The 17,617-nt window shown below is 50.1% G+C and carries 15 protein-coding genes; 14 read left to right on the forward strand and 1 reads right to left on the reverse strand.

What is annotated here, in order from left to right; translation table 11 throughout:
* The first annotated feature begins 46 nt into the window (after positions 1-46).
* The 11 genes from ACLU9Q_RS04080 to ACLU9Q_RS04130 all read left to right on the forward strand — a co-directional run bounded on the left by ACLU9Q_RS04080 (position 47) and on the right by ACLU9Q_RS04130 (position 14,556).
* Positions 47-469 carry a hypothetical protein gene (locus ACLU9Q_RS04080; RefSeq protein WP_074679938.1) on the forward strand — a complete coding sequence of 141 codons (423 nt, stop codon included), beginning with the start codon at positions 47-49 and terminating at the stop codon, positions 467-469.
* Positions 466-2,295: an ATP-dependent zinc metalloprotease FtsH gene (ftsH, locus tag ACLU9Q_RS04085; RefSeq protein WP_296831195.1), complete on the forward strand. Its 1,830-nt coding sequence runs from the start codon at positions 466-468 to the stop codon at positions 2,293-2,295. Before ACLU9Q_RS04080 ends, ftsH begins: the two co-directional genes overlap by 4 nt.
* Positions 2,292-2,825, forward strand: a complete 534-nt coding sequence (locus tag ACLU9Q_RS04090; RefSeq protein WP_006860729.1) for an HdeD family acid-resistance protein — start codon at positions 2,292-2,294, stop codon at positions 2,823-2,825. Before ftsH ends, ACLU9Q_RS04090 begins: the two co-directional genes overlap by 4 nt.
* Before the next feature lie 314 nt (positions 2,826-3,139).
* Entirely contained in the window at positions 3,140-5,749 is a 2,610-nt protein-coding gene (locus tag ACLU9Q_RS04095) for a calcium-translocating P-type ATPase, PMCA-type (protein WP_298512986.1), read from the forward strand.
* Between the two features lie 30 nt (positions 5,750-5,779).
* The gene (locus ACLU9Q_RS04100; RefSeq protein WP_296831188.1) at positions 5,780-6,967 is read left to right on the forward strand and encodes an AI-2E family transporter; all 1,188 of its coding nucleotides are present in this window, start codon (positions 5,780-5,782) and stop codon (positions 6,965-6,967) included.
* 347 nt (positions 6,968-7,314) lie between these two features.
* Complete coding sequence (locus ACLU9Q_RS04105; protein ID WP_412624680.1) at positions 7,315-8,010, forward strand: FadR/GntR family transcriptional regulator; 696 nt, start codon at positions 7,315-7,317, stop codon at positions 8,008-8,010.
* A 116-nt stretch (positions 8,011-8,126) separates the two neighbouring features.
* On the forward strand, positions 8,127-9,311 hold the full coding sequence (locus ACLU9Q_RS04110; RefSeq protein ID WP_296831183.1) for a trans-sulfuration enzyme family protein: 1,185 nt from the start codon (positions 8,127-8,129) through the stop codon (positions 9,309-9,311).
* 61 nt (positions 9,312-9,372) lie between these two features.
* The gene (locus ACLU9Q_RS04115; RefSeq protein WP_308593824.1) at positions 9,373-10,656 is read left to right on the forward strand and encodes a sugar ABC transporter substrate-binding protein; all 1,284 of its coding nucleotides are present in this window, start codon (positions 9,373-9,375) and stop codon (positions 10,654-10,656) included.
* A 166-nt stretch (positions 10,657-10,822) separates the two neighbouring features.
* Positions 10,823-11,725 carry a carbohydrate ABC transporter permease gene (locus ACLU9Q_RS04120; protein ID WP_296831179.1) on the forward strand — a complete coding sequence of 301 codons (903 nt, stop codon included), beginning with the start codon at positions 10,823-10,825 and terminating at the stop codon, positions 11,723-11,725.
* Positions 11,726-11,729: 4 nt separating this feature from the next.
* Entirely contained in the window at positions 11,730-12,572 is an 843-nt protein-coding gene (locus ACLU9Q_RS04125) for a carbohydrate ABC transporter permease (protein WP_296831177.1), read from the forward strand.
* Between the two features lie 37 nt (positions 12,573-12,609).
* On the forward strand, positions 12,610-14,556 hold the full coding sequence (locus ACLU9Q_RS04130; RefSeq protein WP_296831175.1) for a glycoside hydrolase family 127 protein: 1,947 nt from the start codon (positions 12,610-12,612) through the stop codon (positions 14,554-14,556).
* 330 nt (positions 14,557-14,886) lie between these two features.
* Here the strand turns inward: ACLU9Q_RS04130 and ACLU9Q_RS04135 are convergent, their stop codons facing one another.
* The gene (locus ACLU9Q_RS04135; protein WP_296831173.1) at positions 14,887-15,567 is read right to left on the reverse strand and encodes a DUF3800 domain-containing protein; all 681 of its coding nucleotides are present in this window, start codon (positions 15,565-15,567) and stop codon (positions 14,887-14,889) included.
* Positions 15,568-15,842: 275 nt separating this feature from the next.
* On the opposite strand from ACLU9Q_RS04135, the gene ACLU9Q_RS04140 reads away from it, so the two are divergent.
* The 3 genes from ACLU9Q_RS04140 to ACLU9Q_RS04150 all read left to right on the forward strand — a co-directional run bounded on the left by ACLU9Q_RS04140 (position 15,843) and on the right by ACLU9Q_RS04150 (position 17,542).
* Positions 15,843-16,052: a DUF1858 domain-containing protein gene (locus ACLU9Q_RS04140; RefSeq protein WP_296831172.1), complete on the forward strand. Its 210-nt coding sequence runs from the start codon at positions 15,843-15,845 to the stop codon at positions 16,050-16,052.
* A 224-nt stretch (positions 16,053-16,276) separates the two neighbouring features.
* Complete coding sequence (locus ACLU9Q_RS04145; protein WP_296907420.1) at positions 16,277-17,407, forward strand: aldo/keto reductase; 1,131 nt, start codon at positions 16,277-16,279, stop codon at positions 17,405-17,407.
* A 24-nt stretch (positions 17,408-17,431) separates the two neighbouring features.
* Positions 17,432-17,542 carry a DUF1858 domain-containing protein gene (locus ACLU9Q_RS04150; RefSeq protein ID WP_296831168.1) on the forward strand — a complete coding sequence of 37 codons (111 nt, stop codon included), beginning with the start codon at positions 17,432-17,434 and terminating at the stop codon, positions 17,540-17,542.
* Positions 17,543-17,617: the final 75 nt, after the last annotated feature.

Raw genomic sequence — 17,617 nt, forward strand, 5'->3', positions numbered from 1 at the left:
CGCGGATATAATAAGGGTATAAAACGGGAAGGAGGATATGAGCTGGATGGCATATGAAATACTTTCTATAAAGATGTATGAACTGGATAAGAAAATCAGCCGGCTGCAGAGCCGCATTCAGATGAGCGAATCGGCGGACCACGACAGAATCCGCGCAGAGAAGGCGGAGCTGCAGAGAGAATGCGCGGAGAGCGAGACGGAGCTGCGCAACCGGCTGCGGCATTCCAGAAATAGCAGTGTCGCTGTGCTTGCCGAATCTTACGGCGAGATTGAAAAGTCGATTAAAACGGCGGTCGCCAGAATGGAGAATGCCGACGGCAAAGAGCCGGAAGAGAGCTTTCCGGCAGATGAGAAAATAATGTTTGCAGAATACGCACTGGATTTTGCCATGCAGGCGGTAAATCACGCGCTGCTTGTCTCGATGGAGGCCCTGGACGCCTATATGTCCCAGCAGGAGGAACAATTATGAAAGAAGTAAAAAATCCCAAAAAACCTTTGATTTATTATTATGGAATTGTACTGCTCGTACTGTTTCTGTTTAATCTGCTTGTCACGCCGCTGCTGATGCAGCGTCAGATCACGGAGGTGGATTACGGAACCTTCATGAGCATGATTGAAGAAAAGAATATCGGAAATGTGGAAGTGGACAGTTCCCGGATTCTTTTCACAGACAAGGATAATACGGTGCTGTATGAAACCGGCGCCATGAACGACCCGACGCTGGTGCAGCGTCTGTATGAATCCGGCGCGAAGTTCAGCCAGGATATGGAACAGACCACCTCGCCGCTTATGAGCTTTCTGCTTACCTTTGTGTTGCCGCTGGTCATCTTTATCGGTCTGGGGCAGTATATGACAAAGAAGATCATGTCGCAGATGGGCGGCAAGAATGCCATGAGCTTCGGCATGGGCAAGAGCAACGCGAAGGTCTATGTGCAGTCTACGGAGGGCATCCATTTTTCGGATGTAGCCGGTGAGGATGAAGCAAAGGAGAGTCTGACGGAAATCGTGGATTACCTGCACAACCCGCAGAAATATACGGAGGTCGGCGCGTCCATGCCCAAGGGACTTCTGCTTGTCGGCCCTCCCGGAACCGGTAAGACCATGCTGGCAAAGGCGGTGGCAGGAGAAGCGAATGTGCCGTTCTTCTCAATCTCCGGTTCGGAATTTGTGGAAATGTTCGTCGGTATGGGCGCCTCCAAGGTGCGTGATTTGTTTAAGCAGGCGAAGGAAAAAGCGCCCTGTATCGTCTTTATCGATGAGATTGATGCCATCGGTAAAAAGCGTGACGGACAGTTGGGCGGCAACGATGAAAGAGAACAGACGCTGAACCAGCTCCTCACGGAGATGGACGGTTTTGAAGGAAACAACGGCGTTATTATTCTGGCGGCGACCAACCGGCCGGAATCCCTTGACCCGGCGCTGACAAGACCCGGACGTTTCGACCGGCGCGTTCCGGTGGAGCTCCCCGATCTGAAGGGAAGAGAGGAAATCCTCAAGGTTCACGCAAAGAAAATCAAGCTTGCCGACGACGTGGATTTCCATACCATTGCAAGAATGGCTTCCGGCGCTTCCGGCGCGGAGCTGGCGAATATTGTAAACGAAGCGGCGCTGCGGGCAGTGCGCAGCGGGCGCAAGGTGGTAAACCAGTCGGATCTGGAGGAGAGTATCGAGGTCGTTATCGCCGGATACCAGAAAAAGAATACGGTGCTCTCGGATCACGAGAAGAAAGTGGTATCGTACCATGAAATCGGTCACGCGCTTGTCGCGGCGATGCAGAGCCATTCCGCTCCGGTGCAGAAAATTACGATTATTCCGCGTACCTCCGGTGCGCTCGGATATACCATGCAGGTGGAGGAAGGCGATAAGTACCTGATGACAAAGCAGGAAATCGAAAATAAGATTGCCACCTTTACCGGCGGGCGTGCGGCGGAGGAGGTCGTGTTCGGCGAGATTACCACCGGCGCTTCCAATGACATCGAGCAGGCGACAAAGCTGGCGCGCGCCATGATTACCAGATACGGCATGAGCGAGGAGTTTGACATGGTCGCGATGGAAACGGTGACGAACCAGTACCTGGGCGGCGACACCTCTCTGTCCTGCTCCGCGGATACCCAGAAGGAGATAGATAAAAAGGTTGTGGAGCTTGTAAAGAAGCAGCATGAAAAAGCCATCAATATTCTTCTGGAAAACAGGCAGAAGCTGGATGAACTGGCGATGTTCCTTTATGAAAAAGAAACCATCACCGGCGAGGAATTTATGGAAATTCTGAATCGGACGGGAGGTGTGGAAAAGTGAGAAGAAGGATAGACTGGTTACAGCTGATTATCGGCATTCTGCTGGTGATATTTGGAGTTTATATGCTTATCAATCCGGGCAGGACACTGAGATGGGTTATCATTCTCTACGGCGTGCTTGCAGTAATTACCGGTATTTCGGATATCGTATACTATGTAAAAGCGGAGCGCTATACCGGCTTCGGTCCGGTGGTTTCCCTGATTTCCGGTATTTTCAGTATCATGGCGGGCGTCATGCTTCTGGTATACCCGGACGCGGGAAAGTGGGTGCTGATCATGCTGATTCCCATCTGGTTTATCGCGCACTGCGTATCCAGGGTGGCGCATCTTAATACGGTCCGCTATGTTATCAACCGCAGCTATTACCATTTTTCACTGGTAATGAATATCATCGGTATCGTTCTGGGATGCATGATGATCATATGGCCCTCAATCCTGCTGTTTTCGGCAGGCGTCCTGATTGGAATCTACATGATTATCCAGGGAATTGACAGCATCGTGACGGCATTAAACGAAAACGAATATTATTAAAGCGGAAATTCTGCGTTACTGTGAATGGTATGGGCAGTAATAGTTTTCCGGCGGCATCCCGGCAGAGAAAGCAGTCCTTTGCCGGGATTCTTTTATATATTACCGGCGTGGCAAAATATGCTTTCCGGAGGCGCCTGAGGGCTGCGGGGACGTGCGAAGCACTTTTTTTGTCCGGACAGATTGCACCGGATGTCCCAAAATGTAATATTTTATGTAATATGGGGAAAAATCTGACAGAAAGCAAAAATGTCCAGTGAAAAAGGAGCCCTCATCTGGTATGCTAAACAAAACATACTTTTGAAGGAGGAATTATATTGACAGCACACGCAAAAACACGGGAAATTGTGGTACAGGAACTAAATTCCGACCAGCTACACGGACTAAGCCAGGAGCAGGCTGCGGAAAAGTACGCTTTGTATGGAGAAAATAAGCTGCGCGAAAAAAAGAAAAAGACCAATCTGCAGCGGTTTTTTGCGCAGTTTAAGGACGTCATGATACTGATTCTGCTGGCGGCAGCAGCGGTTTCCTTCGTCGTCGCCTGTCTGGAGGGTGATGCCGAAGGCTTTTTTGAACCGGTCCTGATTCTGCTGATTGTGGTTTTAAATGCCATTATGGGCGTCGTCCAGGAGAGCCGGGCGGAAAAAGCACTGGAAGCGCTGAAGGGTATGTCGGCGCCGCACGCGCGGGTAATCCGCGGCGGTGAGGAAGCGGTGATCAATGCGGCAGAGCTTGTGCCCGGCGATATTATCCGGCTGGAGGCGGGGGATTTTGTCCCGGCTGACGCCAGGCTGCTGCATAGCGTGAGCCTGAAAAGCGAGGAATCCGCCCTTACCGGAGAGTCGGTTCCTGCCGAAAAAGATGCGGAGGCTATCATAGAGGAAAAGGCGCCCCTGGGAGACCGCGTGAATATGGTGTTCTCCGGCTGCTCTATTACCTACGGTACGGCAACTGCTGTTGTCACAGCCACCGGAATGGATACGGAAATGGGAAAAATCGCAAATCTGCTGGACAGCGAGGAAGAGGGACAGACGCCGCTGCAGCAAAAGCTGGCGCAGCTTGGAAAATATCTTGGCGCTCTGGCGCTGGCAGCCTGCGCGATTATTTTTGTGGTAGGCCTGGCAAGCGGCATTCCGGCGCTGGAGATTTTCATGACTGCCGTATCCCTGGCGGTTTCGGCGATTCCGGAAGGGCTTCCCGCTATCGTGACGATTGTGCTGTCCATCGGGGTTCAGCGTCTGGTGAAAAAGAACGTCATTATCCGGCGGCTGCCAGCTGTGGAGACGCTTGGCAGTGCGTCCGTAATCTGCTCTGACAAAACAGGAACGCTGACGCAGAACCGGATGACGCTGGTAAAAGCCTGGGTGGACGGAATGGAGGAGCCGGAGCTGATTTCCGGCAAAAATTCAGAGAAAATCCGCACACTGCTGGAGCTGGGTACTCTCTGCAGCGACGGCTCGGTGATATTCCACGGGACAAAGGAGCAGCACATCGGGGATCCGACGGAGACCGCCATTGTTTTGGCGGCTTACAATAACGGGATGCCGAAGGAGCAGCTTAATATGGCATATCCGAGACTGGCGGAAATCCCGTTTGATTCCGACCGGAAGCTGATGACGACCGTCAACCGGATGAACGGGAAAAATATCGTGATCGTCAAGGGCGCCTTTGATGTGCTCTCTGACCGCTGCGTCGGCGGAAATCTGGAAAGAGCCGGACAGATTGTGGAGAGCATGAGTGAAAGCGCGCTGCGCGTGCTCGCGATTGCGTATAAGGAGATAGACCAGGTTCCGGAAAAACCGGAGAGTGAGGAGCTGGAAAGAGGACTGCAGTTTCTGGGGCTGGCTGGCATGATAGACCCGCCAAGACCGGAGGCGAAGGAGGCTGTGGCAGTCTGCCGGAAGGCGGGCATCCGCCCGGTAATGATTACCGGCGACCATATCGCCACCGCGTCGGCGATCGCAAAGGAGCTGGGGATCCAGAAAGAAGGAGAGCTGGCGATCACCGGTCCGGAGCTGGATGCGATGCCGGAGCGGGAGCTGGATGAAAAGGTGGAGAAGATTGCCGTTTACGCCCGCGTTTCGCCGGAAAACAAAATCCGTATTGTGAAGGCGTGGCAGCGGAAGGGGCAGATTGTTTCCATGACAGGCGACGGTGTAAACGACGCGCCGGCGCTTAAAGCGGCGGACATCGGCTGCGCGATGGGCATCACCGGAACGGACGTTGCCAAGGGTGCGGCGGATATGACGCTGACGGACGATAACTTTGCCACGATTGTGGAGGCTGTCCGGGAGGGGCGCGGCATCTATGCCAATATCCGCAAGGTAACAGGCTTTCTGCTTGGAACCAATATCGGCGAGGTGGTGCTGGTATTTGTCGCGATGCTGCTCTGGCACAAATCGCCGCTGATGAGTATGCAACTTTTATGGATTAACCTGGTGACGGACAGCCTGCCCGCTATCGCCCTCGGCATGGAGGCTGTGGAGCCGGATGTCATGAACCGTAAGCCCAGACCGAAAAACGAGAGCCTGTTTTCGCACGGGCTTGGAATCCGCGTAGTATTGCAGGGCATTATGTTCGGTACGCTTTCCTTAATTGCTTATTGGCTGGGAGAGACGCAGACCGCGTCCGTGGCAGGCGGACAGACAATGGCATTTATGGTGCTGGCGTTCTCGCAGGTAATCCATGCGTTTAATATGCGCTCGCATCATTCCCTGTTTAAGACCGGGGTGTTTACCAACCATAACCTTAACCGTGCGGTGCTGATTTCCGCTGCACTGGTCTGCCTGGTTCTGTTCACACCGCTGCGCACCGCCTTCGGACTGGTTCTGCTTCCGGGAAAACTGTATCTGCAGGCTGCCGGTCTGATTTTTGTACCGCTGCTGGTGATGGAGCTGTCCAAGGCGGTCGGACTGGTAAAAGAATAATTACTGAAGATAAGGAGGAAATGCCAGGATATGTTTTTTGATAACAGTGAGCAGCGCAAGCAGCTTTCGAAATGGGTTATCGGCACTGTGGCCGCCTGCATTCTTATTTTTCTCGGCGTCCGTTATATTTCAGAAATCGCTTACGCTGTTTCCTGGATGCTTGATTTACTGGAGCCGCTGCTGGCAGGCATGATCGCAGCGCTGGTTCTGAATGTCCCGCTGTGTTTCATCGAGCGGCACTTATTCAGAAAGAATCCGACGCCCCGGAAGGAGCGGGCGAGACGTCCGCTGGCGATCGTGCTTTCCCTGATTCTGGTACTGGGGATATTTATCAGCGTCGCGGTTTTGGTGATACCGGAGCTGGTCAATGCAGTGGCGGCAGTGTCCTCTGCGGTGGTCGAGCTGCTGGATGAGCTGGCGGCACTGGAGAACAGCGCCGACTTTTCGGAAATACCGTTTGGCGAATATCTTTCCCGCATCGATATTGACTGGATACGTCTGCGGGGAGATTTGGAGAACGTTTTAAAGCAGCTTGGCAATTCTATTCTCAATAAAGCCGGCGGAGCAATCAGCATTGCTGTTTCCTCTGTGGTCAACGGTATTGTCGGCTTTGTGTTTGCCATTTATATTCTGGCAAACAAAGAAAAGCTCAGCAGGCAGGTGCGCAGATTAATCCGTGTCTGGCTGCCGGAAAAAGTGGGAGCTGGAATTATACATGTGGCTTCTGTCTGCGGAGGCGTTTTTCATCTTTTTATTGCAGGACAGACAACGGAGGCAATCATTCTGGGCACACTCTGTACGATAGGGATGCTGATTCTCCGTATGCCTTACGCGCCGATGGTCGGGGCGCTTGTGAGCGTCACCGCTCTGATCCCGTACGTCGGAGGATTTATTGCCGCTTTTATCGGGGCGTTTCTGATTCTGACAGAAAGCCCGGTCAAGGCGGTGGTGTTTGTCATTTTCTTCATAGCACTGCAGCAGGTGGAAGGAAATCTGATATATCCGAGGGTAGTCGGGGCAAAAGTAAATTTGCCGAGCATGTGGGTGCTGGCGGCAATCACGATTGGCGGCAGCCTTGGCGGCCCGATTGGAATGCTTCTGGGGGTTCCTACGTTTGCGTCAGCCTATAAACTATTGAAGGAAGCGACCGATAAACGGGAGCGCAGAATGCAGCAGGCAGAGGAGGGTAAAATGAAGTATCTGCAGGAAATTCGGTGAAATAAAGCTGTGAAAAGCGGCAAAGCCGTCCTTGCATTTTCCGATGGGCGGTACTATAATATCTGTATCACACCAGTTCTGGGAGGAGTGCGGTTCGCCCGTATCGGAGGTGTCCGGTCTCACAATGATAATCCCGGTGACACGCTCCGGCTGGTGTGATTTTTTATGTTGCTGTTCATTTCGGTTATAACAGCTCTTTTGTAGTATTTTTTTTTGGTCAATTTCAATTAAATTCAGCGATAAAGAAAAGTTTTTCTTGACAGAATGCACAGGACAACCTATAATATAGCATATAGATTGCGAGACAGGCAATATATATAAGTAACTACATTAGGAGAGAAGCAGCAATGAGGTCCCCAATAAAGAAAATGTCCCTGCAATCAGAAATTACAAAATATATTCAGGACTATATAAAAGATGAAGGTTTGAAGTCCGGTGAAAAGCTGCCGTCGCAGGGCGAACTTGTGGAGATGATGGGCGTCAGCAGAACTTCTCTGCGGGAAGCGATACGCAGCATGGAAGGCCAGGGATTTTTGGAGGTCCGCAATGGAAAGGGCGTTTATGTGGGTGAGCGCTACCAGCAGGACAGGATCCAGATGACGATTTCTTTTCAGCAGGAAAAGGAAAAGCTTCTGGAGATTCTGGAGGTTCGTGCCGTACTGGAAAAAGAGATTTTGAAGATGGTGGTTCACCGTATCACAGATGAGGAAATTGGGAAGCTGGGCGAGCTGACGGAGATCCTCATGGATAAATTTTATGCCAAAGAGCCGAAAGCGGCGGAGGATAAGGCGTTTCATGGGTATATTTACAGCTGCTGCCATAATGATGTGATGTCGAGTGTGCTGAGTTCGATCAGCGGCTGGTTAGATGAGTTTTGGGCAGGACATCCGCTGGGAATCGAGGAACCGTTTGAAAAAGGATTGCCGTTTCACGAAAAACTGTATCTGGCGATCCGGGAGCGGGATTATAAAAAAGCCTGGCAGGCAAATGAGGCGATTCTCGATGATCTCCGCGAGGAGATAGAGTATGCAATGATAAAATAAGCGTTTGAAAAAACGCTTTATAGTACATCAACCTATATTATAGCATATAGATATATAGCTTATAGCAATGAAAAAGAGGCTATAGAGCACGGGAAAGGGACAGGGAGGCAGGAACGATGAGAGAGGGATATGATTTTTCCAGCGATCCCCGATTGATCGGGACACACTTTGCAGAACATAATGAGCATTACTACAATGCAGTTGTTCCGCCGGTTTTTATGAATTCGCTGAATACATTTCAGACGATGGATGCGTATTTTGACGCCGATACAGAGGATCCGAACACGTATGTGTACGGCCGTGTACAGAATCCCACGGTAAGGATCCTGGAGGACAAGATTGCGGCTTTGGAGCATGGAACCCGCGCTTATGCATTTGCTTCCGGGATGGCAGCGGCAGCGACTGCAGTAATGACAGTATGCAGGGCCGGGGACCATATTGTCTGCATCCGCAATGTCTATGGTCCATTGAAGAAATTCACCAACGAATACTGCCGGGAATATTTTCAGATGGATGTTACGTTTGTGATGGGCGACGACATACAGGAAATCGAGGAGGCGGTCACAGACCGGACCGCACTGGTGATTTTAGAAAGTCCGGCATCTATCATGATGCGCCTGCAGGATATCCGCGCTGTTGTGGGGATCGCCAAAAAGCATGGAGCGATGGTCTATATTGATAATACATACTGTACACCGATTTTTCAGAATCCTCTGGATCTGGGCGTGGATATTGTTATGCATACGCTGTCCAAATATATTGGAGGACACAGTGATATTATCGGCGGCGTGCTGGTGGCGAAAGACAAAAAACTGCTGCAGAAGATCTCACATCACCGCGAGCTGTACGGCGGGATTTTGGGACCGATGGAGGCATGGCTTGCCCTGCGCGGCCTGCGCACGCTGGAGGTAAGGCTGCGTCAGCATGAAAAGACAGCGATGGCAGTGGCGGAGTTTCTGGAAGGACATGAGAAAATTGCCTGTGTACATTATCCGGGGCTGGCGTCTTTTCCGCAATATGAGCTGATGAAGCGGCAGCAGCGCGGCAACAGCGGATTGATGAGCTTTGAGATAGACGGAAACGTGGAGCAGGCAAAGAAACTGTGCGAATTGCTGCAGGTATTTCAGATAGGAGTTTCCTGGGGAGGCTTTGAAAGCCTGGCAGAGGTACCGTATGCACGGATGACAGAGGAAGAGACTGCGTGGCTGGGCGCGCAGGCGAATGTGATCCGTATCCATTGTGGTTTGGAAGGTGAAGATATCCTGATCGCAGATCTGGAACAGGCACTTTCTCAAATATAAAAAAGGAGGAAAAGAAATGAAGAGAACAAGAAGAACGGTTAGTTTACTGATGTCTGTTGCTATGTGTGCAACGCTGCTTCCGGGTAATGCAGTCAGCGTGGCGGCTGCAGACGGGGAGGATATTACCATTACCATGGTGGAATCCCTGACAAGCGCGGAAAGAACGGCGATCATCCGTGAGATTGCCGACAAGTATGAGGAGGAGCATCCGAATATTACCATCGAGATCATTTCTCCTCCTCTTGAGAATGCGGACAACAAAATTACGCAGATGCTGATGAGCGGTTCCGGCTGCGATATCGTGGAAGCGCGTGATCTTACGATTACTCAGTACGTGAACAATCAGTGGATCCAGCCGATGGATTCGTATCTGGATGCATGGGAGGAGAAGGACACGCTGACGGAGGCTGCACAGCAGGCGATCTATAATACCGGGGATGCAGCTTACATGATGCCGTATGGTTTCCTCTGGCGCGGACTGTATGTGCACACAGACTGGTTAGAGGAAGCCGGAATTGAGACGCCTTCTACCTGGCAGGAAATCTATGACGCGGGCGTGGCGCTGACGGATACCGATGCGAACCGTTACGGCTTTGCCTTCCGCGGAGCGACGCTTGGCTATATGTATGCCGATACCGTGATCTGGAGCTGGCTTGGTACCGATCAGCTGGCAAGCACAGATGCCGGATATTTCTTAAAGGATGGCAATGGCGCGACGATCTTCACTTTGCCGGAAACCAAAGAGGCACTGGAGTTTTACAAGAGCCTGTTTACCGATTGCTCACCGGCAGACTCTATCGCATGGGGATTTGCGGAAATGGTACAGGGCTTTATCGGCGGTACGGCGGCAATGCTGATCCAGGATCCGGAGGTAATCTCTTCCTGTGAAGCAGACCTTGAAGAGGGCACATGGGATCTGGTTCCGTTCCCGACAGGTCCGTCCGGACAGGCTGTATTCCCGAATGGTTTCAGCGGATGGAGCATGACCTCTTTCACGGAGCATCCTGATGAGGTGGCGGATTTTATTCTCTATCTGTCGAACGCGGAGAATAATACATATTTCTGCAAAAACTATGCGACGATCCCGATCCATACGACAGCGGCGGAGATGGACAGCTATTTCGAAGAAAGCCATTTTTCGATCTACATGGATATGGCAAATGACGGCGATACCTATCGTACCTGCTCCGCACCGATGAAGTATAATGCGTTTGCCGCTTACAAGAGCGAGGTAGATACCATGTACCAGAAGTGGCTGACAGATGAGATTACGACAGATGAGCTGCTTACCTGGCTGGACGATTACTGGACGCAGGCGTATGCAGATGAGGGAGAGAAATTCTAAAGAGAAATCCGGGATTATAAAAAAGTTTCATTAAGGAAAAAGCTTTAAGAGATATGGGGAAGGGGCATGGTTCCTCTTCCCCGTTTTGCAGTGGTAGAAGAAGGTCGCAGCCATTTTTGCCGGCATTTCGCTTATGCCGCTGCCTGTGGGAATAAAGGAGGAGAATATGAAGCGTAATGCATTGACCAGAAAAAGAAAAAGATTTTGTTTCCTGATGGTACTTCCTGCGATTATTCTGCCGCTGTTGTTTACTTATTACCCGATGCTGAAGGGCAGCATGATGGCTTTTCAGAGCTACAATCTGATGGATGTGAGCAATATAAAATGGATTGGGCTGGATAATTTTAAGAAGCTGTTTACCCAGGGAATCGGCAATAACTTTTATCAGATTTTAGAAAATACGGCCAAATGGGTGCTGATATCCCTCTTTTTTCAGCTGACGATTGGCTTTGGCATGGCGCTGCTGCTGAAGAAGAAGTTCCGGGGTTCCAGTATTTATCAGGGATTGATCTTCTTCCCCTGGGCAGTATCAGGCTTTGTGATCGGTATTATGTGGCGGTGGATGTTTAACGGGACGTCCGGCGTTATCAATGACATTCTTATGCGCCTGGGACTTATAGAATCTTCCGTAGGATGGCTTGCGAGCAAGGATACGGCGCTGCTGTCTTGTATTGTGGCAAATATCTGGTATGGAATACCGTATTTTACGATCATGATCACGGCGGCTCTGCGCGGGATCGATGCGGAATTGTATGAGGCGGCGGAGGTGGACGGAGCGAATGCCTTTGATAAATTCTTTCATGTGACGGTTCCCTCGATTAAATCCGTACTGCTTCTTACCGTTCTGATGCGGTGCATCTGGATCTTTAACTTCCCGGATCTGATTTATTCTATGACACAGGGCGGTCCGGCAGGTTCCTCGCATATTGTGACATCCTATATGATGCAGCTCGTCCAGAGCCTGGATTATGGTCTGGCATCTGCCGTGGGAGTATTGTCGATTTTGTTTTTGGCATTATTTGCCACTATTTATCTGCTGGTTTCCAATCGTTTGACAAGGGAGGACTGATCATATGGATATGAAACAGAAAAGATTGATCGGCAAGGTCGTCAAATTTATGATACTGGGGCTGTTTTTGATCGTTGTGATGTTTCCGTTTTACTGGATGCTTGTCACATCCCTGAAGGGTTCGCAGGCGGAGATTTATGCTTTTCCGGTTAAGTATCTTCCGGAGAAAATCAGCTGGGTGAATTACGTGGAAATACTCTGGAAAGGAAATTTTATCGTCTACATGAGAAATTCTCTGGTGGTTTCCACGATCGCGGCATTTTTCGCGAGTATTATAGGGATCTGCGCGGGATATGTGCTTTCCAGGTTTAAGTTCCGCATGAAAAATCTTCTGCTGCTGTTTTTCCTGATCACACAGATGGTTCCGACTTTTATTATGCTGCCTGCGCTGTATCAAATGCTGTCCAGTCTCCATATGACTAATAACATCTGGACAATGGCGCTGCTTTATACGAATATGATGATCCCGTTCTCGGTTGTGACGCTCCGCAGCTTTTTTGACGGAATACCGAACGTATTGGAGGAAGCGGCATGGATCGACGGCTGCGGATACGGACAGGGCCTGGTAAAGATTATCGTGCCGCTGATGAAGCCGGGAATAGCAGCGACGTTTATTTTTGCATTTATTAATTCCTGGAATGAGCTTTTCATGGCGATCATGTTTATTGACAAGGATTCCCTGAAGACGATTCCGGTTGGATTAAACGGTTTGATCCTGAAATATGATATTAAGTGGGGGGAGATGGCGGCGGGAACCATCCTTGCCCTGATCCCCACGATCATTCTGTTTTCTTTTGCACAAAAGTATATGATAGAAGGTTTGACGGCAGGTTCCGTGAAGGGATGATGCGTTATAAAAAATAAAAAAGACGGGAGAGGAATGCATGCTGGAAAAAAAGATGAAGATGGCAAATCTTGATGCCGTAACGGTAAAGGATGGATTTTGGAAAAATTATATGGAATTGGTGCGCTGCAGGATGATTCCTTACGAGTGGGAGGCGCTCAATGACAGAGTGGAAGGGGCCGAGCCCAGCTATGGAATGGCAAATTTCCGCGCGGCAGCCGCGGGCGGCGGAACTTTTCGCGGCAGGGTTTTTCAGGACAGCGACGTCTATAAATGGCTGGAAGCAGTGGCATATTCTTTGATGTGGCATCCGGATGCCCAAATGGAAGCCACTGCGGATGAAGCGATCGAGATCATTGCTGCAGCACAGCAGCCGGACGGGTATCTGGACACCTATTATATCCTGACGGGAATTGAGAAGCGATTTACCAATGTGATGGATAACCATGAGCTTTATATTCTTGGGCATATGACGGAGGCGGCGGTGGCTTATTACCGTGCCACCGGCAAGCGGAAGCTTCTGGATACGGCAATTCGCTATGTGGATTGCGCAGACCGTAATTTTGGACGCGAGGAAGGCAAGCTTCGCGGATATCCGGGACATGAGGTGGCGGAGATGGCGCTGGTGGAGCTGTATGGGGTTACGGGAGAAGAACGCCACCTGAAGCTTGCGCAGTATTTTATTGACGAGCGGGGGCAGAAACCGTTGTTTTTTGCCGAAGAGCGGGAACGCTTCCATAACGAATATAAATGGAAGGAAAGCTATTTTCAGGATCAGTATTATCAGGCCGGCAAACCGGTGCGGGATCAGGAAAGAGCGGAAGGACATGCGGTGCGTGCCGTATATCTTTATTCCGGTATGGCGGAAGTGGCAGCAATGACGGAGGATCAGGAGCTGTTTGCGGCTTGCGAGAGGCTTTGGAAAAGCATTGTTGAGAAGCAGATGTACCTTACCGGAGCGATCGGCTCTTCGGAGTATGGCGAGGCGTTTACTTTTGACTATGATCTGCCAAATGATACGCTGTATGCGGAAACCTGCGCGTCGATCGGGCTGGTGTTTTTTGCCAGAAGGATGTTTGAGATTACCAGGGACGGTCAATATACGGATATCATGGAGCGCTGCCTTTATAACAGCATCATCAGCGGTATGTCGCTGGACGGACAAAAGTTCTTTTATGTCAATCCGCTGGAAGTACAGCCGGAGGCGTCCAGGAAGGATTTCTACAAACGCCATGTGGATGTGCAGCGCCAGAAGTGGTTTGCCTGCGCGTGCTGCCCGCCGAATATCGCAAGACTTTTGGCGTCGCTGGGCGGATATATGTTTGAACAGAGCGAAGATACGGTGTTTGTAAATCTCTTTGCAGCCGCAGAGCTGCGCACCGGGGTTGGCGGACATCTAAGCACGCTTCATCTGGAAACGGAGTATCCGTGGGATGAAGACATCCGCATTCGCATTGAAAATGAGCAGCCGACAGAATTTACCGTGGCAGTGCGCATACCGGCGTGGTGTGAGAACTGGACAGCTTCGGTAAACGGGAGCCGCTGTCAGGAAACGCCGGAGAAAGGCTATCTGTATTTGCAGCGGACATGGCGGACAGGTGATACCATCGGGATTCATCTGGAAATGCCGGTGAGATGTATGGCAGCTAATCCGAGGGTGCGTGACGACGTCGGGAAGATGGCGGTGATGCGGGGGCCTTTGGTGTACTGTCTGGAGGAAGCGGATAACGGCGATCAACTGCAGGAGCTTTACCTGTCGGAGGATGCCGCGTTTACGTTAAAGCGGGAGCCGGAATTTCTGGGCGGTACAGTGACGATCGCGACAGAAGGATGGCGATTGTCGGAAAATGAGTGGGATGAGCACACGTTATACCGCACATACCGCAAGCCGGTCTATAAAAAACAGACGCTGAAGTTTATTCCCTACTATGCGTGGGCGAACCGCTCAGAGGGAGAAATGTCGGTCTGGGTAAGGGTGAAGCAGTAATTGGCGCGCAGCCACTTGACGGAAGAAAAAATCGCTACAATGCCTGAAAATATGGGCAATGTAGCGATTTTTGTCGTTGTTATGAAATATAGTAATTTATTCCTTCCCTTTACTTTTTTTCTGAATAGTTTTCATATGCCTTTTAGTAATAAATTTAAAGTAGGTATCAAAACCACAGATTCCATGCAAAGCATCAGTCAACTTGTCGCGTGTGTAAAGTGAGACAACAACTTTCTTTCAAGGTGACGGTATATGACTAAGAAAACAGATAAGGATAGGGCGTATAGAGATATGCCATCGGTTAATATAGTCACACAGGAGACGCTTAACTTATAACATCTTCTTTTTGATATGTTTCAAATAATTTTTCTTAAAATCTCTCACGTTGTCGAAAAAATCCAATTCTGATGCTGAGAAAGAGCCTGATTCTGCTTTTTCGGAGAGCAGTTCCAGAGTGCATATTAAATCGGCTACCTGGAATAATTTGTAGTCCACCGGTTTTACCTTACGGAATTCAACATGTGCGTATAAGGTGCTGAAAACAGATGTCAGTATTTTAGTGAGTTCTATCTGCCCATTGTCGTAATATACAATTACGCTATCGAAGCTATTCCAGAAATTTTCATTAGTACGCAGGATTTTGGCGATTTCTTTGGAAAGCTTTGCTGTCATAGTGATTACGTCGGGGCATTCGCTTTTCCGGATCTTTGCGCATGCGTAGTGGATGTCCAGTTTTCTGCAGAAATGAAACAGAGCATTGAAAAGACGTTTTCTGTCTTCAACGAGGTCATTTGCATAGACAGATTCCCTGCGAATCAGCGGGCCGGTGTGTACCGCATGCTGGATATATCCAAGGTTACGCAGATGCTCTTCAAAGCTGCTTATGTTGTTGGAAATATCTATATTTTGGTTATGTAGAACCATAGCGACCAGATAATATGGGGAATGCGCCTCATATGGTCCGAAATCGCCGGATTCATCAATGAATACGCTCAGTATTTTTTCTGACATTTTTTTCCTTGGTGGCTTACAAGTTTTTGCACTATAAAATTGGCTGAAAGGTGACAATAAAAATGGCGGGGAAATTCCCCGCCGCTCGGTGGACCAGGGTCTTTCGACCAGCCCAATCAGTGGTGTCCACTGATTTATTCTATTTTTATTCTAGCCGAAATATGTGTGCTTGTCAAACAAAACTTTTTGAACGCGCGCAGCCACTTGACGGAAGTCAGATTTGGCCTTATAATGAGTTATCAGTAATTGATAATGAACAATAGGAGGTCACGATCATGGCAAACGTTACGAAAGAAATGCTGATTGGAGAAATTCTCCAGTTGGATCCGAATATGGCGGCAGTATTGATGGGAAGCGGAATGCACTGCGTAGGATGCCCGTCCTCACAGATGGAATCCCTCGAAGAGGCTGCGATGGTTCACGGAATCCCGACAGATCTGCTGGTGGCAAGACTGAACGCATACCTGCAGAGCGTTGGAAAATAAAATAATGGAAATGTGGAGCGGCGGGGCAGAGGTCCCGCCGTTTTTGCATGTCTGAAGATGCAACTACTCAGCCTTCAAGTTACAGGCTTATGATTTGGCTCGGTCCGTGCCAACCGTGTGACACTGGCATACGGCACCCTGCTGTGCAGGCAAGAATTTTCTTTACGAAAAGGAACGTTTGGGGTATGATAGAAAAAAAGCGGTTACGACAAAAGAAGGGGGATATGAACATGAAAGAAACAAGTATAAGACCAAATAAGAAGCTTGGCTTTGGGCTGATGCGCCTGCCGGTATTGGAGGACGGAAAGATTGATATTCCGGCAGTCTGTCAGATGGTGGATGCATTTCTGGAAAAGGGCTTTACCTATTTTGATACGGCATATGTGTACCACGAGGGCACCTCGGAGATGGCAGTGAAGGAGGTGCTGGTGAACCGGCATCCGCGTGGGAGCTTTACCCTGGCGACGAAGCTTCCGGCATGGGAGATGAAATGCCGGGAGGATGTGCAGCGCATTTTTGACGAGCAGCTCGCACGCACGGGCGCAGGCTATTTCGACTACTATCTGCTTCATGCCGTGCAGAAATCCAGTATTTCGATTTTTGACCAGTATGACTGCTGGAGCTGGGCGCAGAAGATGAAGGAGCAGGGGCTGATCCGTCACTTTGGATTTTCCTTCCATGATACCGCAGAGATGCTGGATGAGCTGCTCACAAAGCATCCGGAAGTGGAGTTCGTGCAGCTTCAGATTAATTATATGGACTGGGAGGACGAAAAGGTTCAGTCGCGCAAATGCTATGAGGTGGCTGTGAAGCATGGGGTTCCGGTAGTGGTGATGGAGCCGGTAAAGGGCGGAACACTGGCATCTCTTCCGGAAAAGCCGGAGGCGATTCTGAAAGAGTGCAGGCCGCAGGCGTCGCTTGCTTCCTGGGGTATCCGTTTCTGCGCATCGCTTGACAATGTGATGGCGGTCCTCAGCGGCATGTCTGATCAGAGCCAGATGGAGGACAATTTGCAGACCATGTCTGATTTCCAGCCGCTCTCCGGGCAAGAAATGGAGGCTGTACAGGAGACTGTAAAGGCAATCCGTTCTGTTCCGACCATCAGCTGCACTGCCTGCCGCTACTGCGTGGAGGGCTGTCCGCAGCAGATTAAGATCCCGGATATCTTTAAGTGTGTAAATCAGGTGCGCCTCTATGGAAAGAGTGAAAAGGCGACTGCAAACTATAAAAATACCGTGAAGGAAAGCGGCGCGGCGTCTGCCTGTGTGAAGTGCGGACAATGTGAGGGCGTCTGCCCGCAGCATCTTCCGGTGACGGAATATCTGGAGGAAGCGGCTGCCGTATTTGAAAGCTGAGTAGTTTAAAACCATCATCCGAATATGGCAGCAGTATTGATGGGATGTGGTATGCACTGTGTAGGATGCCTGTCTTCACAGATGGAGACCTTTGAGGAAGCTGTGATGGTTCATGGTAATCAAGAAATAGCATAAATGCAAAACGGCGGGGTGGAAGCTTCGCCGTTTTTTGTGTCCGTCGGGCGCACATTTGAAGGGGAAATTACCACT

It is taken from the genome of Marvinbryantia sp. (assembly GCF_047017445.1).
GTDB lineage: Bacteria > Bacillota > Clostridia > Lachnospirales > Lachnospiraceae > Marvinbryantia.